General features: G+C 66.0%; 16 protein-coding genes. 7 read left to right on the top strand and 9 right to left on the bottom strand.

Features of this window, described 5'->3' with window-relative positions:
• The first annotated feature begins 34 nt into the window (after window positions 1–34).
• Complete coding sequence (locus F3J19_RS17745; protein WP_167043655.1) at window positions 35–1,195, top strand: porin; 1,161 nt, start codon at window positions 35–37, stop codon at window positions 1,193–1,195.
• A 60-nt stretch (window positions 1,196–1,255) separates the two neighbouring features.
• On the opposite strand, the gene F3J19_RS17740 is transcribed toward F3J19_RS17745, so the two are convergent.
• On the bottom strand, window positions 1,256–2,137 hold the full coding sequence (locus tag F3J19_RS17740) for a LysR family transcriptional regulator (RefSeq protein ID WP_167043653.1): 882 nt from the start codon (window positions 2,135–2,137) through the stop codon (window positions 1,256–1,258).
• Between the two features lie 124 nt (window positions 2,138–2,261).
• Between F3J19_RS17740 and F3J19_RS17735 the strand changes: the two genes are divergently transcribed.
• Window positions 2,262–3,023 (top strand): TerC family protein, encoded by a 762-nt coding sequence (locus F3J19_RS17735; protein ID WP_167043651.1) that lies wholly within the window; start codon window positions 2,262–2,264, stop codon window positions 3,021–3,023.
• A gap of 164 nt (window positions 3,024–3,187) precedes the next feature.
• A complete protein-coding gene (locus F3J19_RS17730) occupies window positions 3,188–3,469 on the top strand; it encodes a zf-TFIIB domain-containing protein (RefSeq protein WP_167043649.1) in 282 nt (93 codons plus the stop codon).
• 44 nt (window positions 3,470–3,513) lie between these two features.
• On the opposite strand, the gene F3J19_RS17725 is transcribed toward F3J19_RS17730, so the two are convergent.
• From F3J19_RS17725 to F3J19_RS17710, 4 genes are all read right to left on the bottom strand, one after another.
• A complete protein-coding gene (locus tag F3J19_RS17725; protein WP_345891050.1) occupies window positions 3,514–4,137 on the bottom strand; it encodes a DUF2894 domain-containing protein in 624 nt (207 codons plus the stop codon).
• A 76-nt stretch (window positions 4,138–4,213) separates the two neighbouring features.
• Window positions 4,214–4,867 (bottom strand): OmpA family protein, encoded by a 654-nt coding sequence (locus F3J19_RS17720; protein ID WP_167043645.1) that lies wholly within the window; start codon window positions 4,865–4,867, stop codon window positions 4,214–4,216.
• The gene (locus tag F3J19_RS17715; RefSeq protein WP_167043643.1) at window positions 4,864–7,743 is read right to left on the bottom strand and encodes a DUF802 domain-containing protein; all 2,880 of its coding nucleotides are present in this window, start codon (window positions 7,741–7,743) and stop codon (window positions 4,864–4,866) included. Before F3J19_RS17715 ends, F3J19_RS17720 begins: the two co-directional genes overlap by 4 nt.
• 10 nt (window positions 7,744–7,753) lie before the next feature.
• Window positions 7,754–8,797 carry a DUF3348 domain-containing protein gene (locus tag F3J19_RS17710; RefSeq protein WP_167043641.1) on the bottom strand — a complete coding sequence of 348 codons (1,044 nt, stop codon included), beginning with the start codon at window positions 8,795–8,797 and terminating at the stop codon, window positions 7,754–7,756.
• Window positions 8,798–9,128: 331 nt separating this feature from the next.
• Here F3J19_RS17710 and F3J19_RS17705 point away from each other — a divergent pair, with 331 nt between their 5' ends.
• Window positions 9,129–10,361 (top strand): FAD-dependent oxidoreductase, encoded by a 1,233-nt coding sequence (locus F3J19_RS17705; RefSeq protein WP_167043639.1) that lies wholly within the window; start codon window positions 9,129–9,131, stop codon window positions 10,359–10,361.
• Window positions 10,362–10,553: 192 nt separating this feature from the next.
• On the opposite strand, the gene F3J19_RS17700 is transcribed toward F3J19_RS17705, so the two are convergent.
• Both F3J19_RS17700 and F3J19_RS17695 read right to left on the bottom strand, forming a co-directional pair.
• Entirely contained in the window at window positions 10,554–12,038 is a 1,485-nt protein-coding gene (locus F3J19_RS17700; RefSeq protein ID WP_167043637.1) for a sodium:solute symporter family protein, read from the bottom strand.
• On the bottom strand, window positions 12,035–12,232 hold the full coding sequence (locus F3J19_RS17695; protein ID WP_167043635.1) for a DUF3311 domain-containing protein: 198 nt from the start codon (window positions 12,230–12,232) through the stop codon (window positions 12,035–12,037). The genes F3J19_RS17700 and F3J19_RS17695 overlap by 4 nt, the downstream gene beginning before the upstream one ends.
• 342 nt (window positions 12,233–12,574) lie before the next feature.
• Between F3J19_RS17695 and F3J19_RS17690 the strand changes: the two genes are divergently transcribed.
• The 3 genes from F3J19_RS17690 (at window position 12,575) to F3J19_RS17680 (ending at window position 15,296) form a co-directional block, all read left to right on the top strand.
• A complete protein-coding gene (locus F3J19_RS17690; protein ID WP_167043633.1) occupies window positions 12,575–13,990 on the top strand; it encodes a cache domain-containing protein in 1,416 nt (471 codons plus the stop codon).
• Window positions 13,987–14,640 (top strand): response regulator transcription factor, encoded by a 654-nt coding sequence (locus tag F3J19_RS17685; RefSeq protein ID WP_167043631.1) that lies wholly within the window; start codon window positions 13,987–13,989, stop codon window positions 14,638–14,640. The genes F3J19_RS17690 and F3J19_RS17685 overlap by 4 nt, the downstream gene beginning before the upstream one ends.
• A gap of 113 nt (window positions 14,641–14,753) precedes the next feature.
• Window positions 14,754–15,296, top strand: coding sequence for a hypothetical protein (locus F3J19_RS17680; protein ID WP_167043629.1), 543 nt, complete (start codon window positions 14,754–14,756; stop codon window positions 15,294–15,296).
• A 99-nt stretch (window positions 15,297–15,395) separates the two neighbouring features.
• Here the strand turns inward: F3J19_RS17680 and F3J19_RS17675 are convergent, their stop codons facing one another.
• Both F3J19_RS17675 and F3J19_RS17670 read right to left on the bottom strand, forming a co-directional pair.
• Entirely contained in the window at window positions 15,396–16,628 is a 1,233-nt protein-coding gene (locus F3J19_RS17675; RefSeq protein WP_167043627.1) for an efflux RND transporter periplasmic adaptor subunit, read from the bottom strand.
• Window positions 16,629–18,176 carry an efflux transporter outer membrane subunit gene (locus F3J19_RS17670; RefSeq protein ID WP_167043625.1) on the bottom strand — a complete coding sequence of 516 codons (1,548 nt, stop codon included), beginning with the start codon at window positions 18,174–18,176 and terminating at the stop codon, window positions 16,629–16,631. It abuts the gene before it with no gap.
• Window positions 18,177–18,184: the final 8 nt, after the last annotated feature.

Here is an 18,184-nt window from a genome sequence, read left to right as displayed (position 1 = left end):
CGAACAAGATCGTTTTAATCAAGGACCACTCGCCATGAAAAAGACCCTGCTCGCCGCCGCGCTGTGCGGCGCCTTCACGATGTCCGCGCACGCGCAAAGCAGCGTGACGCTCTACGGCCTGCTCGATACCGGCCTCGTCTATACGAACAACCAGTTCGGCCACAGCAACTGGCAAGTCGTGAGCAGCACGACGCAGAACACGGTGTTCGGCCTCAAGGGTTCGGAAGACCTCGGCGCCGGCCTGCACGCGGTCTTCAAGCTCGAACAGGGCTTCCTGCTCAACAACGGCGCGCAGGCGTTCTCCGGCAGCGCGTTCGGCTCGCAGGCATGGGTCGGCCTGCAAAGCGATCCGTACGGCACGCTGACGTTCGGCCGCCAGTTCGACGTGATGAACGACCTCGTCGGCCCGCTCTCCGCAAGCTTCAACACCTGGGGCGGCAGCCTCGCCGCGCATCCGTTCGAGAACGACAATCTCGCCGCGAACTCGGTCGTCATCAACAACTCGGTCAAGTACGCGAGCCCGGTCTATCACGGCGTCACGTTCGAAACGATGTACTCGTTCAGCAACAAGGCCGGCGACTTCGCGAACAACCGCTCGTACGGCTTCGGTCTGTCGTATGCGCAAGGCCCGCTCAATCTCGCGGCCGGCTATCTGCAGTTGAACAACGCGGGCAACGGCACGGGCGCCGTGACGGCCAGCGACGCGAGCGCGAACTTCATCGCGCGGCGTCAGCGCATCTGGTCGCTCGGCGGCAACTACACGTTCGGTCCGGCCACGGTGGGCCTGCTGTGGAGCCACACGCAGATCGACGACGTCGCGGGCGTGTTCTCGTTCGGCACGGGCGACTATCTCGGCGCGAGCGGCGACCCGGCCGGCACGCTCGGCGGTTCGCTGCGCCTCGACAACTACGAGGCGAACGTGAAGTACGAACTGACGCCGGCATGGAGCGTATCGGGCGCCTACACCTACACGCACGGCGCGTACAACGGCTCGTCGCCGGCCTGGAACACCGCGATGCTGCAGACCGACTACGCGCTCAGCAAGCGCACGGACTTCTACCTCGAAAGCGTGTACCAGAACGCGCACGGCGCGCCAGCTGGGTCGGTGCTGTCGCACGCGATGATCAACACGCTGTCGCCGTCGTCGACGAATACGCAGGTGGCGGTCACGGTCGGCATGCGTCACGCGTTCTGATGACGGGCGGCGCGTCGTGAAAGCGGCGCAGGTGCCGAGGGTGCTGAAAACACATCGCTCTCACGGCTGCGCCGCCGCGATCACCTGCGAGGCCAGCGCATGGTGCTGGCCGCGCCGCGAACGGATCGCGTGAATCTCTTCGAGCACGCCGTCCGCGCGGCCGAGCCGGCGCAATCCCGGCAGCAACGACAGATCGTCGGCGCCTGGCTCCGCGAGCGGAAACACGCCGAGCCCGCGCGCCGCGAACACCGCCATCAGCGCGCTGTCCTCGAATTCGCCGACGATGCGCGGACGAACGCCCTGCGCCTCGAACCAGCGGTCGAGCCGCGCGCGCAAGGCACCGTGACGGGTCGGCAGCAGCACGGGCACCTCCGCGAGACAGTGCGGAAAACTCGCGCGAACCGGCTTGCGCACGATCTGCGCGGGGCCGTACCAATCCACCGGCGAACCGGCGACACGCTGGCTCACGACGCGCAGATCCGCGCCATGCGGCGCCGGCTGACAGGCAAGTACGAGATCGAGCCGATGCAACGCCAGCTCCGACAATAGCTGCGCGGGCTCGCCCTCGTGGCACAGCAGTCGCAGCGACGGCGTGGCCAGCACCGGCGCGAGCAGCGCATGCGCGGCGAGCTTCGACATGCCGTCGGACAACCCGACCGCGAAGCGCACCGCGCCTTCGCCGGTCGCCTCGCGCATTTCGTCGAGCAAGGCCTCGCCGAGCTGGAAGATCTGCTCGGCGCGATTGAACGCCTGCTCGCCGGCTTCGGTCATCGCGACGCCGCGCCCGGCCGGCTTCAGCAGCTGACGCCCGAGCGCTTTTTCGAGCTCGCGCACCTGTGCGCTGATCGTCTGCACGGCCATGTCGAGCCGTTCGGCGGCGCGCGCGAAACCGCCTTCCTTCACGACGATCCAGAAATAGTACAGATGACGGTAGTTGAGCATGCTCGTTTGATACTTCGAAAAAACCGATGTATTGCTCAGCTTATCACTGGTTTATTCAAACCATGAAAATCCCGATCATGACGGTTCCGCCACCACCGGCGCATCGCCTTTGACGAACCATCTCATGGATACCCTGCTCGCCCTCGCCGCCGATCCCGCCACCTGGGCCGCGCTCCTCACGCTGATCGTGATGGAGATCGTGCTCGGCATCGACAACCTGATCTTCATCTCGATCCTCAGCAACAAGTTGCCGGCCGCGCAACGCGCGCGCACGCAGCGCCTCGGCCTCATGCTCGCGCTGGTGATGCGGCTGACCCTGCTCGGCACGGTCGCATGGATCGCGCAGTTGACCGAAGCCGTGTTCACGCTGTTCGGCCACGGGTTTTCGTGGCGCGATCTGATCCTGCTCGGCGGCGGCCTGTTCCTCGTGTGGAAGGCGACGAGCGAAATCCGCCATCACGTGACCCACGCGGACGACGTCGCCGCCAAGGCAAGCTCGACCGTGCAGTTGGGCGTGGCGGCCGCGATCGGCCAGATCATCGTGCTCGACCTCGTGTTTTCGGTCGATAGCATCATCACCGCGGTCGGCATGACCGAGCACATGCCGATCATGTTCGTCGCGGTGATCGTCTCGGTCATGGCAATGCTGTTCGCCGCGCAGCCGCTCGCGCGCTTCATCGAGCGCAATCCGACCATCGTGATGCTGGCGCTGAGCTTCCTGCTCGTGATCGGCATGACGCTGATCGCCGAAGGTTTCGGCTCGCACGTGCCGAAGGCTTACATCTACGCGGCGATGGCGTTCTCCGCATTCGTCGAGATGATGAACATGCTCGCGAGGCGCGCGAAAGCGAAGCCGGCGAAGCGGGTGGAAAACGTCGTGCGGTGATGGTCGCCGTCACTGCGGCTCGACAGCGCGATTGCGAGCATCGATTGCGTGCCTCGGCGGCGCACCTCAGGTCCCGCATGCCTGAAATGCGGTTTGAAAATTTGAAGGTTGTTTGAAAAAGGGCATCGGCCCGTTCGATGCCCGCGAACACAAGGAGCTTCATCATGAAATGCCCTGTCTGCACGACGACCGATCTGCTGATGACCGAGCGCCGCTCGATCGAGATCGACTACTGCCCGAACTGCCGCGGCGTATGGCTCGATCGCGGCGAACTCGACAAGCTGATTGCGCAGGACATAGGCGACGCGGGCCCCACACGCGACGATGCGCGGCACGCAGAGCGCAGGTATGAAGGAGAGCGCCAGCGCGGCCACGACGAGCGCCGCGCGGACTATCGTGGCTACCGGAAGAAGCGTTCGATTTTCGATATGTTCGATTTCGACTGAACGCTTCGGCGCGGCGCGAACCTCGGCATGAACGCCGGCGGAATTCAGCGCGCCTTGCCGCGCGTGCCCTTGCCCGCGCTGGCCGCGCGCGGCGTTTCCTTAGCGGCGGGCGCGCCGCCGTTCATCTGTTCGAGCCACGCCAGCGTATCGACGTACGACAGAAACTGCTTCAGATATTCCGGCGACAACTCACGCATCAACGACAACGCGCGATGCACGAGGCTGCTCGAATTGAGCGGCCCCGCATTGCCCGGCACCTTCGCGAGCGACTGACGCACCTGCTTCTCGGTGCGGACTCTGGACCAGACGTCCCTGAAGTAATCGAGCGCGGGCAGTTCGGGATAAGCGGCGGCGCTGGCCTCGCCATGAGGACGCGCGCGATGAGCCATGCGTTCGACGAGGCTCGCGAGTGTCGCGTCGTCATTGGACTCGCCTGCCGCCGCAGAAGGTTCGGACGCGCTATCGGCCTCGGCCACGACGGCCGCATAGGCATCGAGCAATCCCGCCAGTCTCTCGTCGAGCACGCGCCGCGCCTCGCCGTGGTGATGCAGCACGCGCCGCGCCAGTGCCTCGATGAAATGAAAGCGCACCGGGTCGAGGCGATCCGCGCCGCGCGCGCGCCATGCGTCGAGCGCGGCGCGAACCGGATGGCGCGCATCGTCCTGCACGGCATGCGTCAGGCTCGCCGCGCTCCCGTCCCGATTGCCCTGCTCGCTACTCTCGCCATACTCGCCGCGCTCGTCGTCAAGCACCGGACTTCTCCGTGGCGGCCGCGGCGGACGGCCGCGGCACCGGCGCGATTTCGACGCGACGGTTTTTCGCGCGGCCCTGCTCGTCGGCATTCGAACTCACCGGCTGGCCCGAACCGAACGCGGCCGCGAACAGCGACGCCGCCGGCACGCCGTCGTCGATCAGCGCGCGCGTCACGGTCAGCGCGCGCTGCGCCGACAGCTCCCAGTTATCGGCGAAACGCCGGTTGCCTTCGCGCAAACGCTGGTCGTCGGTAAAGCCGCTCACCATCAGAATCTGGTCGCTCGCACGCAGATAGGCGCCAAGCGGTCCGGCGAGGCTCTTCAGCAACGCGCGGCCCTCGGGCTGCAACTGATCCGAGTTCAAGGCGAACAGCACGTTGCCGCTAATGCCGATGCGCCCGTTGACGAGCGTCACGCGACCCGCCGCGAGCGGCCCGGCGAGCGCCTGTTCGAGCGTCTTGCGGCGCTGCGTTTCGGCCTGGCGCTGCTTGACCTCCTGTTCGAGCTTGCTCGACAGTTCGAGCTGCACGCCGATCACGCCCACCAGAATCAGCACGAACGCGCCGAGCAGCACCGACATCAGATCGCCGAAAGCGGCCCAGATCGGCGCGGCCGTTTCCACGCCGCCGTCGATGTCCTCGCTCATACCGCGTCGGCTCCGGCGGTTGCGCGCTGCACGGCAAGCCGTTGCAGATCCTCGACGATCTGCTTCTGCGACATCACGCTCAGGTCGACTACTTCACGCGCCTGGGCGACGTAATAGGCCAGTTGCTCGTCGCTGCGCGTGAGCGATCTGCCGAGCGCCGCTTCGATGCGTTCGAGATGCGCGACGAGCTTGTCGTTCGATTCACCGAAGACCTGCACGGCCGCGCCGAATGCTTCGCCAAGGCTCGCCACTTCGACCGCGCTGCCGGTGACTTGCGCGGCGACCGCGCCGAGCTTGCCGGTCTCGTGTTCGAGGTGATCGGTGAAACGGCTGCCGACGCGCTCCAGCAAATCCGCCGAGGTGGAAACGAGCGCATCGACGGCCGTGCGCTGTTCAGTGGACGCGTGGTTGACCGCATCGAGCAGCGTCTCCAGCGTTTCGAGCAGACGGCTGCGTTCCTGCAGCATCGCGGTATCGCGGACCATGCTGTCGGAGAGCTTCTGGCGCAGTTCGGCGACGACCTCGGCGGCGGCCTTCGGCGCTTCCGATGCCGCCTGCACGAGCCGTTCGATTTCGGCGATCGTTTCGCGTGCGTGGGTCTGTGTTTGCGCCGAGATGTCGCGTGCGGTTTGAGCGAGCGTTTCGCAGATTTCCTGCTGACGGCTTGCGGTTTGCGCGCCGGTCTGCTGCCATTGTTCGCTCAGATTCGCAGCCATTGCGCCGAGCGTTTCGGTCCATGTGGTCAGGCGTTGTTCGTCGCGTGCGGCCAGTTCGGTTTGCATCGCCAGCGCGGCCTTCGGTGCTTCGGCCGCTGCCTGTACGAGGCGGTCGATTTCGCCGATTGTTTCGCGTGCGTGAGTCTGTGTTTGCGCCGAAATATCACGCGCGGTTTGAGCCAGCGTTTCGCAAATCTCCTGCTGACGGTTTGCGGTTTGCGCGCCGGTCTGCTGCCATTGCTCGCTCAGCTTTGTAGCCATCGCGCCGAGCGTTGCGGTCCACGTGGTCAGACGTTGTTCGTCGCGTGCGGCCAGTTCGGTTTGCATCGCCAGTGCGGCCTTCGGGGCTTCGGCCGCTGCCTGTACAAGGCGGTCGATTTCGCCAATCGTTTCCGTTGCATGCGCTTGCGCTTGCACCGAAATATCACGCGCGGTCTGTGCCAGCGTTTCGCAGATTTCCTGCTGACGGCTCGCGGTTTGCTCACCGGTCTGCTGCCATTGCTCGCTCAGATTCGCAGCCATCGCGCCAAGCGTTTCAGTCCACGTAGTCAAACGCTGCTCATCGCGCGCGGCCAGTTCGGTTTGCATCGCCAGCGCGGCCTTCGGTGCTTCGGCTGCTGCCTGTACGAGGCGGTCGATTTCGCCGATTGTCTCCCGTGCATGAGTCTGTGTTTGCGCCGAAATATCGCGCGCGGTTCGCGCCAGCGTTTCGCAAATCTCCCGCTGACGGCTCGCGGTTTGCTCACCGGTCTGCTGCCATTGCTCACCCAGCTTCGCGTTCATCGCCCCAAGCGACTCGGTCCACGCGCTCAGGCGCTGTTCGTCGCATGCCGCGAGTTGCGTCTGCAAGTCCGCATGCGACTGGCCGACCGCTTGCAGCAACGACGCGCCATGCCGCTCGAACGTCGCCGCGGCCTGCGCCAGCGCCTGCTCGTTGTTCGCCGCAAGCTGTTCGCCCGCACTGTGCTGACGCGAGAGCGCCGCATCCCACGCCTGCGACATGCCGCTCGCGCTCGCTTCGAGCCGCGCGGACACGCCGTCGAGCAAGGCCGCCGAGCGTTGCTCGAAGGTTTCGGCGACACGCGCGAGCGACGCGCGCTGCTGTCCGGCGAGCGCCTCGCTCGCCTCGCGGTGTCCGGCGAGCGCGTCGTTCCAGATCCGCGCGACGTTCGCGCTGGTCGCCGCGAAGCCGTCCGACATGCCGTCGAGCTGCCTGTGCACCGCCTGCGTCACGGAGTCGTGCAACGCCGTGGTCTCGCGCGCGAGACCGGCCATCGTCGCGGCGACGACCGGCTGCAACGCCTCGCCGGCCGCACGCGCGCTGCCGGCCACGCTGTCCTTCAGCGACTGTTCGATGACGCCGGCGAGGCGCTGGTACGCGGCCTCGGTGCGGCCGTAAAACGCGTCGAGGCCCGCGATCTGCCGTTCGTTCGACGCGACGCTCTGCTGCTCGATCGCGCTCATCATCGTCTGCAAACGTTCGACCAGTTGCGGCATCGCGTCGGACTGGCGCTGCAGCAGCCGGAAGCTTTCCTCGCGCTGATGGCGGCGCGAATAGACGCGCAGCGTCGTCGCGATCTTCAGGTCGAGCTGTTGCGCGGCATCGAGCCGTTCGCGGCGGCACAGCGCCGACAGGAGCCCAAGCATCGCGGACGTCGAAACACCCGCGATCGAGGTGCCGAACGCGAAGCCGAGCCCCTTGACCGGCGCCGCCAGCGAGGCGCGGATCGCCTGCAGATCGCTGGCGCTTTCGAGCGCGAGGCCGGTGCCGCGCAGCGTCATCACCATGCCGAGCAGCGTGCCGAGCATGCCGAGCAGAACCAGCAGGCCGACCAGATAAGGAGCCAACGCGGGGCCCGGCAGCGCCACGCGCTCGCCCTCGACACGCAGACGCACGGCATTGCGCAACCCCGGATGCAGCGTGTCGAGAAACGCCGACAGCCCCGGCGGCGGACCGGACAGTGCGGAGACCGCGCGCGTCAACGTGCCGGTGGCCTGGCTATAGCGGCGCAATTCGAGCGCGCCCAGCACGTAGAACATGCCGATCAGCAGCGTGACGGCGAACGCGAGCGGGTTGGTGACGGCATAGCCGGCTGCGATCCAGCACACAGCGGCGAGACCCGCGAGAAACACGACGAGATCGATACGATATCTGGACATGGGGTCCCAGTTAGCAGGCGCGAAGGGCCGCGAGCAGCCCTTCGACCGGTTGAAAACGGACATCCAGTTCGGCAAGCAAGACGCTCTGCATGTCCTTGCGGAATACGTCCAGCCACGCGTCCTGCGTGACCGGCGCGCGGTGGCCGGCGGTCGCGGAGAGCCCAGTGGGATCCGTGGCCGCGGTCACGGCTTTTGCCTCGGCAGTAGTGATGTCGCGCGCGGCATCCGCAAGCGCTTTGGCCGGCGTGGGATCGACTCCGGCTTGCGTCTGTGCCGGGCTCTGCGGTGCGGCGCTGGCATCGCCTTCGGCTTCGGCTGCGGTATCGGCTGCGGCCAGCTTTTGCCGCGCGGCATCCGCTGCGGCTGCGGTTTCAGCTTCGGCTGCTTCAGCCTCGGCCTGCCGCTGAAGCGCGGCCTCGCGCAAACGCGCGAAGTGCCCGCCGAGCAATCCCGGCACCGCCGCCAGCACGGTCCGCTCGCGCTCGCTCAGCGCGCGCTCCATCACCGCATCCACGACCGCGAGGCGCGCGAACGCCGGCGTGCGCGCGGCGAGCAGCGCGCGCAGACGGCTGCGCAACGCGCCGATCGCCGTCTCCATCGACTGCTGGAGCGCGAGATAGCGCTGACGAAACACCGCGTAGTCGGCTTGCGGGTCGGCGCCGCCGCGTTGCGCCGGTAGCTGTGCCGACATCTGTGCCGACATCCGCGTCGAACCATGCGCCGATCCGTGAGCCGGTGCCGACGCCCGCGCCGGTGCGTGCCGCCGCGCTGGCGCAAGCACGCTGTCGCCGGCGATGGCGCTCGCGAGCGAGCCGCGCACGCGTGCGCATTCGTCCTCGTCGGCGCGGCCGAAGCCGCGTGCGCCGGCGGCGACGGTCGGCGGCGCGCCGTTCAACGCCGACGACAACGCGATCGCATCGGTCCAGCCGAGCCACTGGCTCAGTTGATCCGACAGCGATTGCCGCGATTCGACGGCATCGACCTCCGCGAAACGGGTCAGTAGGCGAACGAGCGCGGGCCCGCTCAGAGCGGTGCGCTGGGGGGCTTGCAACATACCACTGGAAGCAAAAAACTCAGCAGTTTACACGCTGACGGGCGCGAGGCCGATCTCTTCCCCGATCGCCCCCGTCCGCGAGACATTTCAAACATGCGTTCCGATGGCGCAAACCGCACCCGTAGCGCGACTTTTGCGCGGCCCTGGGGCTTTCCCAACCACGGTTTTTCGCCAATAGATCAGCGGGCCGATCAGCGTATAAGATAAAAGCACGCTCCCTTCGCCGCATCCTCGCCGTCCCCTGCCTTTCCAGGCTGCCGCCCTGTTCCGAGCGTCGAGAGCCGTAACCCGGCTGTGACCCGCAGTGACCCTGGACGAGACGCGCAGCCGCATGAAATTCGATACCGTGGTGCTCGGCGCCGGCATTGTCGGTGTGTGCGTCGCCGTGCATCTTCAGAAACGCGGACGCGCGGTCGCGCTGCTCGACCGCAAGCAGCCCGGCAACGAGACCTCGTTCGGCAACGCGGGGCTGATCCAGCGCGAAGGCGTCTATCCGTACGCGCTGCCGCGCAGGCTCGGCACGCTGCTGCGCTATGCGCGCAACCAGTCGCCCGAGGTGCGCTATCACGCCAACGCCATGCTCGAAACCGCGCCGTTTCTGTGGCGCTACTGGCGCAACTCGCATCCGCTGAAGCACGCGGCCATCGCGAAGTCGTACGCGACGCTGATCGAGCATTGCATCAGCGAACATCACGCGCTGGCCGCCGCCGCGGGAGCCAGCGCGCTGCTGCGCCCGACCGGCTGGATCAAGGTGTTTCGCAGCGGTATTGCCAGGGATGCCGAAATACGGATCGCCGAGCGCTGGCATCGCGAATACGGCGTCGCGTTTGAAACGCTCGACGCACCGCGTCTGCGGCAGCTGGAACCCGACCTCGACAAGCGTCTGCAAGGCGGCCTGCGTTATCCGGACTCCGACACGGTCAGCGATCCGAACGCACTCGTCACCGCATATGCACGCTATTTCGAAGCGCTCGGCGGGCGGTTTTTTATCGGCGACGCCGACACGCTGCGCGAAGGCTGGCAAGTCGACACGCAGGAAGGGACGCTCGAGGCCGAGTCGGTCGTCGTCGCGCTCGGGCCGTGGTCGGATCGCATCAGTACGCGGCTCGGGTATCGGCTGCCGCTCGCGGTCAAGCGCGGCTATCACATGCACTATGCGCCGCGTCAGACGGCGCGGCTCAATCATCCGGTGCTCGACGCCGAAAACGGCTACGTGCTTGCGCCGATGGCGCGCGGCATCCGCCTGACCACCGGCGCGGAAATCGCGCGGCGCGACGCGGACAAAACACCGGCGCAACTCGACGCGGTCGAGCCGATCGCGCGCACGCTGTTCCCGCTCGGCGAGCGTCTCGACGCCGAGCCGTGGATGGGGCGCCGCCCCTGCACGCCGGACATGATGCCGATCATCGGTGCGGCGAAGAAGCATCAGGGCCTGTGGTTTGCATTCGGCCACGCGCATCACGGCCTGACGCTCGGGCCGGTGACGGGCCGGCTGCTCGCCGAGATGATGAGCGGCGAGGAAACGCTCGTGGACCCGTGGCCGTTTCGCGTCGAGCGGTTCTAGCGGAGTGGGCGTGCTGCACGGCTGATTCGTCGGCCGCTCCGCCGCGTTGGCATTGCCACCTTGCCAGGCCGCTGCCTGAACGGAACGGCGCGGACCAAAACGAAACAGAACGGCGCGGAACCGACGCAATAAAAAACGCCTTGGCGCTATTCGCGCCAAGGCGTTTTTTCAAACCAGTCAACGAGACGCCGATCAGGCCGTCGTCACTGCTGCCCTGCGCGGCGACAGCGCCGACACCGCAAAGCTCACGACAATGTTCGCCGCCAGCGCGATCATGCCGATATAAAGCGGATAGTCCTCATGGCCGACATGCAGCCCGTACACCGGCTTGAGCCCCTGCGAAATCGCGAGGCCCGTGCCGAGCGCGATACCGACGAGCCAGCCAATGAACAGGCCCGGCGTATTGAGGCGGCGCGTGTACAGCGAGAACACGACGGCCGGGAAAATCTGCAGAATCCACACGCCGCCGAGCAGTTGCAGATCGATCGCGTACTGCGTCGGCAGAAACACGATGAACAGCAGCGCGCCGAACTTCACGACCAGCGAGACGATCTTCGCGTTGGCGGCCTCGGCTTGCGGCGAAAGATTCGGCGCAACCAGCGGACGCCACAGATTGCGCGTGAACAGATTCGCCGCGCCGATCGACATGATCGCCGCCGGCACCAGCGCGCTGATCGCAATCGCAGCCGCCGCGAAGCCGATGAACCACGCCGGGAACAGCGTGCCGAACAGCGCGGGCACGACGTCGCTGGCCGACTTCACGTTCACGCCGGCCGCGATCGCCATATAGCCGAGCAGCGCGATCAGGCCGAGCAGCAGCGTGTACGCCGGCAGGAAGATCGCGTTCTTGCGCACGGTCTTGGCCGACGCCGACGACAACACCGCCGTCATCGTATGCGGATACATGAACGCGGCGAGCGCCGAGCCGAGCGCGAGCGAGGCGAATGCGGTGTACTGCGACGGCTTCAGCAGAATGCCGGTCGCGCCGCCCTTCGCCTGGAAGTGCGCGTCGGCCACCGCGAACACGTGTCCGTAGCCGCCGAGCTTCACCGGAATCAGCCATACCGCCGCGATCACGACGATATAGATCATGATGTCCTTGACGAACGCGATCATCGCCGGCGCGCGCAAACCGCTCGCATAGGTGTAGAGCGCGAGAATCACGAACGCGACGATCAGCGGCATTTCACCGCTCACGCCGAGCCCCTTGATGACGACCTGCATGCCGACCAGTTGCAGCGCGATATACGGCATCGTCGCGACGATGCCGGTCAGCGCGACCGCGGCCGGAAACCACTTGCCGCCGTACTCGCCGTGCACGTAGTCGGCCGCCGTGATGTGGTTTTTGTCGTGCGCGACTTTCCACAGCTTTGGCATCACCGCGAATACGAACGGATAGACGATGATCGTGTACGGCAACGCGAAGAAGCCATACGCGCCGACCGAATAAACGAGCGCGGGCACCGCGATCACGGTATAGGCAGTATAGAAATCGCCGCCGACGAGGAACCACGAAATGATCGTGCCGAACTGGCGGCCGCCGAGGCCCCACTCGTGCAATTGCGTGAGATCGCCCCGCTTCCAGCGCGCGGCAAAAAAGCCGATCACGGTCACGAGCACGAAGAACGCGATGAATACCGACATCGAGACGGGGTTCACTGGATTCAGGTCGCTCATTTGATACCTCGATACACGATGTAGACCAGCAGCGAGGTCAACGGCACCCACAGAAACTGATACCAGTAGAAAAACGGAAAGCCCGCGAACGAGGGATGCGCGTCGTTATAGAACGGCAGCCACAGCAGCGCGATATAAGGAATCAGCAGAATGAGCCAGCGCCATGAACGGCCGGCGGAAGTGGTGGTCTCCACGTATGTCTCCTGGGTCTTGTCGACACCGCGCGTCATCGCTTATGGCCTGGCGTGCAGGTGTCCGGTTGCCTGAGGTCAGGCGGAAAAACAGGCAGCGGGCGCGCCGTTCGGGGAATTTCATGGAATTCCGGGAATTCCCTAAGAAACGGCCCGAACGCCGCGGCTCGCGCGAGCGCTTGCGCCGCAAGTGCCGAAACCGCTCCGCGAACGGCGCGCAGGGCCCCCCACGCGGCACGGCGCGCCGCGGGGATGTAGTATTCGCCTTCACGGGCGTCCTTACAAGCGCGCAACTACGTAAGCAGTCTACGTAATACTACGTAGACTGCCGGCCGTTTTTCAACGATGAAACTCAAAGCAAAGATTGTGCTGCTCGCGATCGTGCCGTTCCTGGCGGCGATCGCCAGCATCGAAACGGGGGTGCGCCGCGAAGCCACGGCACTCGCCGAGCGGCAGCACGCGACGACCCAGGCCGCTTACCTCGCGAGCAAGGAGATCGAACTCAGGCACTACGTCGAACTCGCGACCACCGCGATCGAGCCGCTCTACGAGGCCGGCCGCGACAATGCGCGCGACGACGCGCTGCTGCGCATGCGCGCGCTCGCCGTGCTCAAGAAGATGGATTTCGGCGAGGACGGCTACTTCTTCGTCTACGACATGCATGGCCGCTCGCTGATGCATCCGCGCGAGCCCGATCTGGTCGGCCGCGATCTCTGGTCGCTGCGCGACAGCCAGGGCGCGCCGACGATCCAGCAACTGCTCGCCGCGGCCACGCGCGGCGGCGGTTACGTGCGCTATCTATGGCATCGCCCGTCGACCGGCAAGATCGAGTCGAAACTCGGCTACGTGGTGCCGCTCGAACGCTGGGGCTGGATGATCGGCACCGGCATCTATCTCGACGACGTCGACTCGACGCTCGCGCATATCGACGCCGAGGCGGCCGCCAATATCGATCGCACGATGAAGTGGATCGACGCGATCGCGGTGGCCGGGCTCGCGGTGATCGCGCTGTGCGCGCTCGTGCTCAACGTCAGCGAATATCGCAGCGCCGACGCGAAACTGAAGCGGCTCGCGCGCCAGGTGGTCGAATCGCAGGAAAACGAACGCGCGCGGCTGTCGCGCGAATTGCACGACGGCATCAGCCAGATGATGGTCTCCGTGAAGCTGCTGCTCGAATCGGCGCTCGCGCGCCTCGAACGCGGCGACGCGCGCGTGCCCGCCGCCGAAGCCGCGCTGTCCACCGGTCTTACCCGGCTCGGCGATACGCTGCGCGAAGTCCGGCGCATTTCTCATGCGCTGCGGCCGTCGATGCTCGACGACCTCGGCGTCGCCGCCGCGCTCGAACAGCTCACGCGCGAACTGAGCGAACAGTCGGGCATCGAGATCGGCTTCACGCAGATCGCGCACACGCACGCGGCCACCTTGCCCGATGCGGTCAACACCGCGCTCTTTCGCATCGCCCAGGAAGCGCTGACCAACATCGTCCGTCATGCGCAGGCGTCGAGTGCATCGCTTGCGCTCGACATCGCGCACGACGCGGTCACGCTGACGATCGCCGACAATGGCCGCGGCTTCGACGTCACCGATGCGTTCGTCGGCCGGCGCGCGGGCGTCGGTCTGCGCAACATGCGCGAACGGCTCGAAGCGCTTGGCGGCAAACTCGCGCTCGCCTCGCAGGCGGGCCACACCGTCGTCACCGCGCGCGTGCCGTTGCCAACCACCGATGCCCCGCTGCCGCCCTTGCAGGAAATCCGCTCATGAACGACAACGCTTCTGCCACGAGCGCGCGCCTGCTGCTCGTCGACGATCATCCGCTCGTGCGCGACGGCCTGCGCGCGCGTCTCGAAGCCGTGCGCCATTTCGAAGTGGTCGGCGAAGCGGACAACGCACAGGAAGCGCTCGCACTCGCCGAGAAGGCGGCACCGCACCTCGCGCTGATGGACGTCGGCATGAAGAACGGCATGAACGGCATTGCGTTGACGGGCCTTTTTCACGAGCGTTTTCCGGCGATTCGCGTGCTGATGCTGTCGATGCACGACAACCTCGAATACGTGACGCAAGCGGTGCGCGCCGGTGCGAGCGGCTATGTGCTGAAGGATTCGCCCGCGCTCGAAATCATTCAGGCGATCGGCGCGGTGCTCGACGGCAAGACGTTTTTCAGCGCGGAATTGAGCGCGCGGCTGATCCAGGCGTCGGCGACGCAATCGCCGGTCGAGCGGCTCACGCCTCGCGAGCGCGATATTCTCGATGCGCTCGCCGAGGGTCTGTCGAGCAAGCAGATCGCGCAACGCAACGATCTGTCCGTGCGCACCGTGGAGACGCACAGGCAGAATCTGAAGCGCAAACTCGAAATCGAGGGGCAGGCGGAGCTGATCAAGTTCGCGGTCGAATATCGGCGCGCGCGGCGCTAGGTTGCTTCGCGGGTCGCGCGATAATGGATCGATGGCGCGCGCCGATGCTTTCAAGCCTGTTTCACCACCGGTGCTTGAGGACTCCCCAAACCGCAGCAGGAACTGGAGCAAGCATGAAACGCCTGACCGAACGCCGGCTTGCCTGTCTGCTGATCTGCGCGGCAACGGCGCACGCCTATGCCGAAGCGCCGCGCCTCAATCGCGGCCATGATCCTTTCTTTCAGATATCCCAGGCAATCGCCGATTGCCCGACACCGCTCGGTCCATTCGAAACGGAACAGGAATGGCTCGACGACAGCCATTACCGCATCGAGCGTGGCAATAGCTGCTGGATCGAAGGACGCTGCCGCTTGCCGAACGCCTATCTATACGACGCGGAAATCGCCGAAACCGTGCGGCGGCGTCTCGCGAATCTCAACGTCGCGACGCACTGGCGCGAACAGTCCACGCTCTGGCTGACCTTGCAGCGCCGCTTTATTTATGTCGAAGGCTGCGTCGCGCCGGGTTTCGACAAGAAGACATTCCTGACCGAACTCGCGAAAACCGCGGACGTCGAGCGCGTCATCGACAACACCGTCACGAACCCGCATGCCGCGCAGCTGCCTTATCGTACGCAGGCCGAGCCGGACAAACCGGTGCTGGAGCCCGGCAATTAAATTAGCGCGATGCCTACGGAGTTAGGGTCTACGCGGAACCATGCCGGTACATCCTCACCAGCACGTTCCGCCATCGAAGCCTCTCAGCGAAGCCGCTCACTAATCCGCCGCGCCCGTGCGATCGCTGTTCTCCCGCACGATCTTCTCGATCAACGCATCCGCTTCACGCGAAACGTCGTCATGCACACGCGTGCTCTGCGTAATCGCCGACGTATCGTTGCCGATCAGATGACCGCCGCGCTCATGCGTATCGACCGAAGCCTGCATCGATAAACCGAGCCGCAGCGGATGCGCAGCCAGTTCGGCCACATCGAGCGAAATCACGATCGGCACGCGCTGCACGACCTTGATCCAGTTGCCCGCCGCGTTCTGCGACGGCAGCATCGAAAACGCACTGCCCGTGCCCGCCGAAAAACCTTCGACGTGGCCGTGATAAACGACCTGCGAGCCATACACGTCCGACACGAGCCGCACCGGCTGGCCCACGCGCATATGGCGAATCTGCCCTTCCTTGAAGTTCGCCTCGACCCAGAGATGTTCGAGCGGAACGATCGACATCAGCGTCACGCCGGGCCCGACCTGCTGGCCGATCTGCACCGCACGCTGGCCGACCGTGCCGTCGATCGGTGCAATCACCGTCGTGCGTTGCAGGTTCCGGTAAGCGAGCCGCAACTGCGCGGCGGCCTGTAACACGGGCGGACTCGATTCGATCGACGATTTGCCGCCGAGCGCGCGCGCGGCATCGAGCTGCACCTGCGCGGACGCGAGATTCGCCTGCGCGACAGCCACCGTCTCTTTCGCACGCGCGAGTTCTTCCGGCGACACCACTTCCACCGACGCATGATCGCGCGCGGCCAACGCACGCTGCGCGAGCGCGAGTTCGGCGCGGCGCGCGTCGATCGATTGCACATAGAGCTTGCGCGAAATCGCGGCGTTCGCCACCTGACGCACGGCCGACGTCAACTGCGCGCGCGCCTGCGCAAACGCGGCAGCGGCCTCGGCATCGTCGAGCTTGACGAGCGGCTGGCCCGCGCGCACGTGGCGCGTGTTCTCGACCAGAATGTCGGTGACCGTACCGGGGATTTGCGCCGCGATCTGCACGATGTTGCCGGCCACGTAAGCGTCGTCGGTTTCCTCGAAGAAGCGCGAACTGAAGCCCCAGTACGAGAGCCACGCCACACCGGCGAGCGCGACCACGCCGAAGAAGATCGCAAAGCGCCGCCGCCGCGTTGCGCGCTTCGCATCGGGTGCGCCGCTCTCCGCCGCGTGCGCTGCGTGGGCCTGTTCCTGTGTCCAGCCGGCCGCCTGCTGTGCCTGTTTATCGTTATGCATTCAATCGAAGTGCGAATCCATGAGGCGTGCGTGAGAGAAAAGAACCGTCTGCGAATGAACGATCGGTGCGCCGCTGATCTTGCGTTCGTCGAAGCCGCCGCCGAGCGCGCCGATCAGCGCGACTTGCAGCAGCATGCGGCGGCCTTGCAGATCGGCCTGTTGCGCGCGTTCGTCGAGCAGCGACAGATCGGCGAGCATCACGTCCTTCTGCATGCCGATGCCGCGCCGGTGCCGCTCGCGCGCAATCGCGACGATGCGCGTGGCCGAATCGACCGCGCGGTTCTGCTCGGCCGACAGACGCTCGACCGTGCGCAGCGAAGTCAGTTGACGCGCGACGTCGCCGAGCGCTTCATCGACGGTCTTGTTGTAGAGGCTCACCGCCGCGTCGACGTTCGCGTAGTCGCCGTGCAATTGCGCGCGCAGCCGCGTACGGTCGAACACCGGCAGCGAAATCGCCGGCCCGACCGAGCCGGTCAGCGCCGCGCGCGAGAACAGCGCGGCCGGCGTCAACGCGGTCAAGCCCGCGAACGCCGCAAGATTGACGTCGGGATAGAACTGCGCGCGCGTCGCGTCGATATGGTTGAGTGCCGCTTCGGCACGCAGCCGCGCGGCGACGATATCGGGCCGGCGGCCGAGCAGATCGACCGGCAATTGCGCGGGCAACGGCGCGTCGGCGGCCGCCGCGAGTTGCGGACGATGCAGCGACAGGCCACGCTCGGGCCCTCGGCCCGTCAGCACGCCGAGCTGCAACTCGGTCAGCGTGATGCGCTCGTCGTTGAGGGCCTGTTGCGACGCGAGGCGGCTGCGCTTCAACTCGGCATCGGCCGCGTCGTACGCATTGTCGATGCCGCGCGCGCTGCGCTCGCGCAATACCGTATCGACACCGTCGGCCGCCTGTTGCTTCTGCAGCAACAGCGCTTGCATCGTGAATGCGCGGTCCAGTTCGCAGTACAGCGTGACGAGTGCGACCATCAGCGTAAGGCGCGCCTGTTCCGCGTCGACGCGCGCCGCATCGCGCGAAGACAGCAGGCTGCGCGTAAGCGCGGCATTCTTGCCCCACAGATCGAGCTGATAGCTGAGCCCCGCCATCAATGCCGATGGCGACACCACCGGATCGTCGAACAGTTGCACCGGAAACTGCTGTCCCGCGACGGACACGTTCGCGACATTGTTCGGTTGCGGCAGGCGCGCCTTGTTGACCGACGCAAGCGCCGTGCCGTTCAATCCGGACAACGAGGCAAATTGCTCCAGTTGCGACTGCGCCGCGCCGACGCGCGCCTGCGCGATCTGCAGATCGGGATTGTGCTGCAATGCCTCGGCGGCCAGTTCGTCGAGTTGCGGATCGCCGTAGCGCTTGACCCAATCGGGTGCGGGCCATGCGCCGTTCGCGTCGGGGCCGAGCGTTTTCGCGAGCGCATCGGCACCCGGTTGCAGCGGTTCGACACTCGCATGCAAACCGGCATCGCTGACGCAGCCGCTCAACGCCGCCGAGATCAGCAGCATGGGCAGCGCGTGTCGCGTAAGAAATCGCATGGTGGTTGGCTTCATGAGCGGTT

The sequence above is a fragment of the Burkholderia sp. Ax-1724 genome, from assembly GCF_011752995.1.
Classification (GTDB): domain Bacteria; phylum Pseudomonadota; class Gammaproteobacteria; order Burkholderiales; family Burkholderiaceae; genus Paraburkholderia.
Note: the sequence above shows the minus strand (reverse complement) of the source record. Positions and strands in the feature narration are given on the sequence as shown.

Bases quoted from the DNA above. Each gene is read 5' to 3' on its own strand.
- F3J19_RS17670 (WP_167043625.1), bottom strand. From the start codon at position 18,176: ATGAAGCCAACCACCATGCGATTTCTTACGCGACACGCGCTGCCCATG.
- F3J19_RS17720 (WP_167043645.1), bottom strand. From the start codon at position 4,867: ATGAGCGAGGACATCGACGGCGGCGTGGAAACGGCCGCGCCGATCTGG.
- F3J19_RS17730 (WP_167043649.1), top strand. From the start codon at position 3,188: ATGAAATGCCCTGTCTGCACGACGACCGATCTGCTGATGACCGAGCGC.
- F3J19_RS17680 (WP_167043629.1), top strand. From the start codon at position 14,754: ATGAAACGCCTGACCGAACGCCGGCTTGCCTGTCTGCTGATCTGCGCG.
- F3J19_RS17735 (WP_167043651.1), top strand. From the start codon at position 2,262: ATGGATACCCTGCTCGCCCTCGCCGCCGATCCCGCCACCTGGGCCGCG.
- F3J19_RS17740 (WP_167043653.1), bottom strand. From the start codon at position 2,137: ATGCTCAACTACCGTCATCTGTACTATTTCTGGATCGTCGTGAAGGAA.
- F3J19_RS17745 (WP_167043655.1), top strand. From the start codon at position 35: ATGAAAAAGACCCTGCTCGCCGCCGCGCTGTGCGGCGCCTTCACGATG.
- F3J19_RS17710 (WP_167043641.1), bottom strand. From the start codon at position 8,797: ATGTTGCAAGCCCCCCAGCGCACCGCTCTGAGCGGGCCCGCGCTCGTT.
- F3J19_RS17700 (WP_167043637.1), bottom strand. From the start codon at position 12,038: ATGAGCGACCTGAATCCAGTGAACCCCGTCTCGATGTCGGTATTCATC.
- F3J19_RS17715 (WP_167043643.1), bottom strand. From the start codon at position 7,743: ATGTCCAGATATCGTATCGATCTCGTCGTGTTTCTCGCGGGTCTCGCC.
- F3J19_RS17675 (WP_167043627.1), bottom strand. From the start codon at position 16,628: ATGCATAACGATAAACAGGCACAGCAGGCGGCCGGCTGGACACAGGAA.
- F3J19_RS17685 (WP_167043631.1), top strand. From the start codon at position 13,987: ATGAACGACAACGCTTCTGCCACGAGCGCGCGCCTGCTGCTCGTCGAC.
- F3J19_RS17705 (WP_167043639.1), top strand. From the start codon at position 9,129: ATGAAATTCGATACCGTGGTGCTCGGCGCCGGCATTGTCGGTGTGTGC.
- F3J19_RS17690 (WP_167043633.1), top strand. From the start codon at position 12,575: ATGAAACTCAAAGCAAAGATTGTGCTGCTCGCGATCGTGCCGTTCCTG.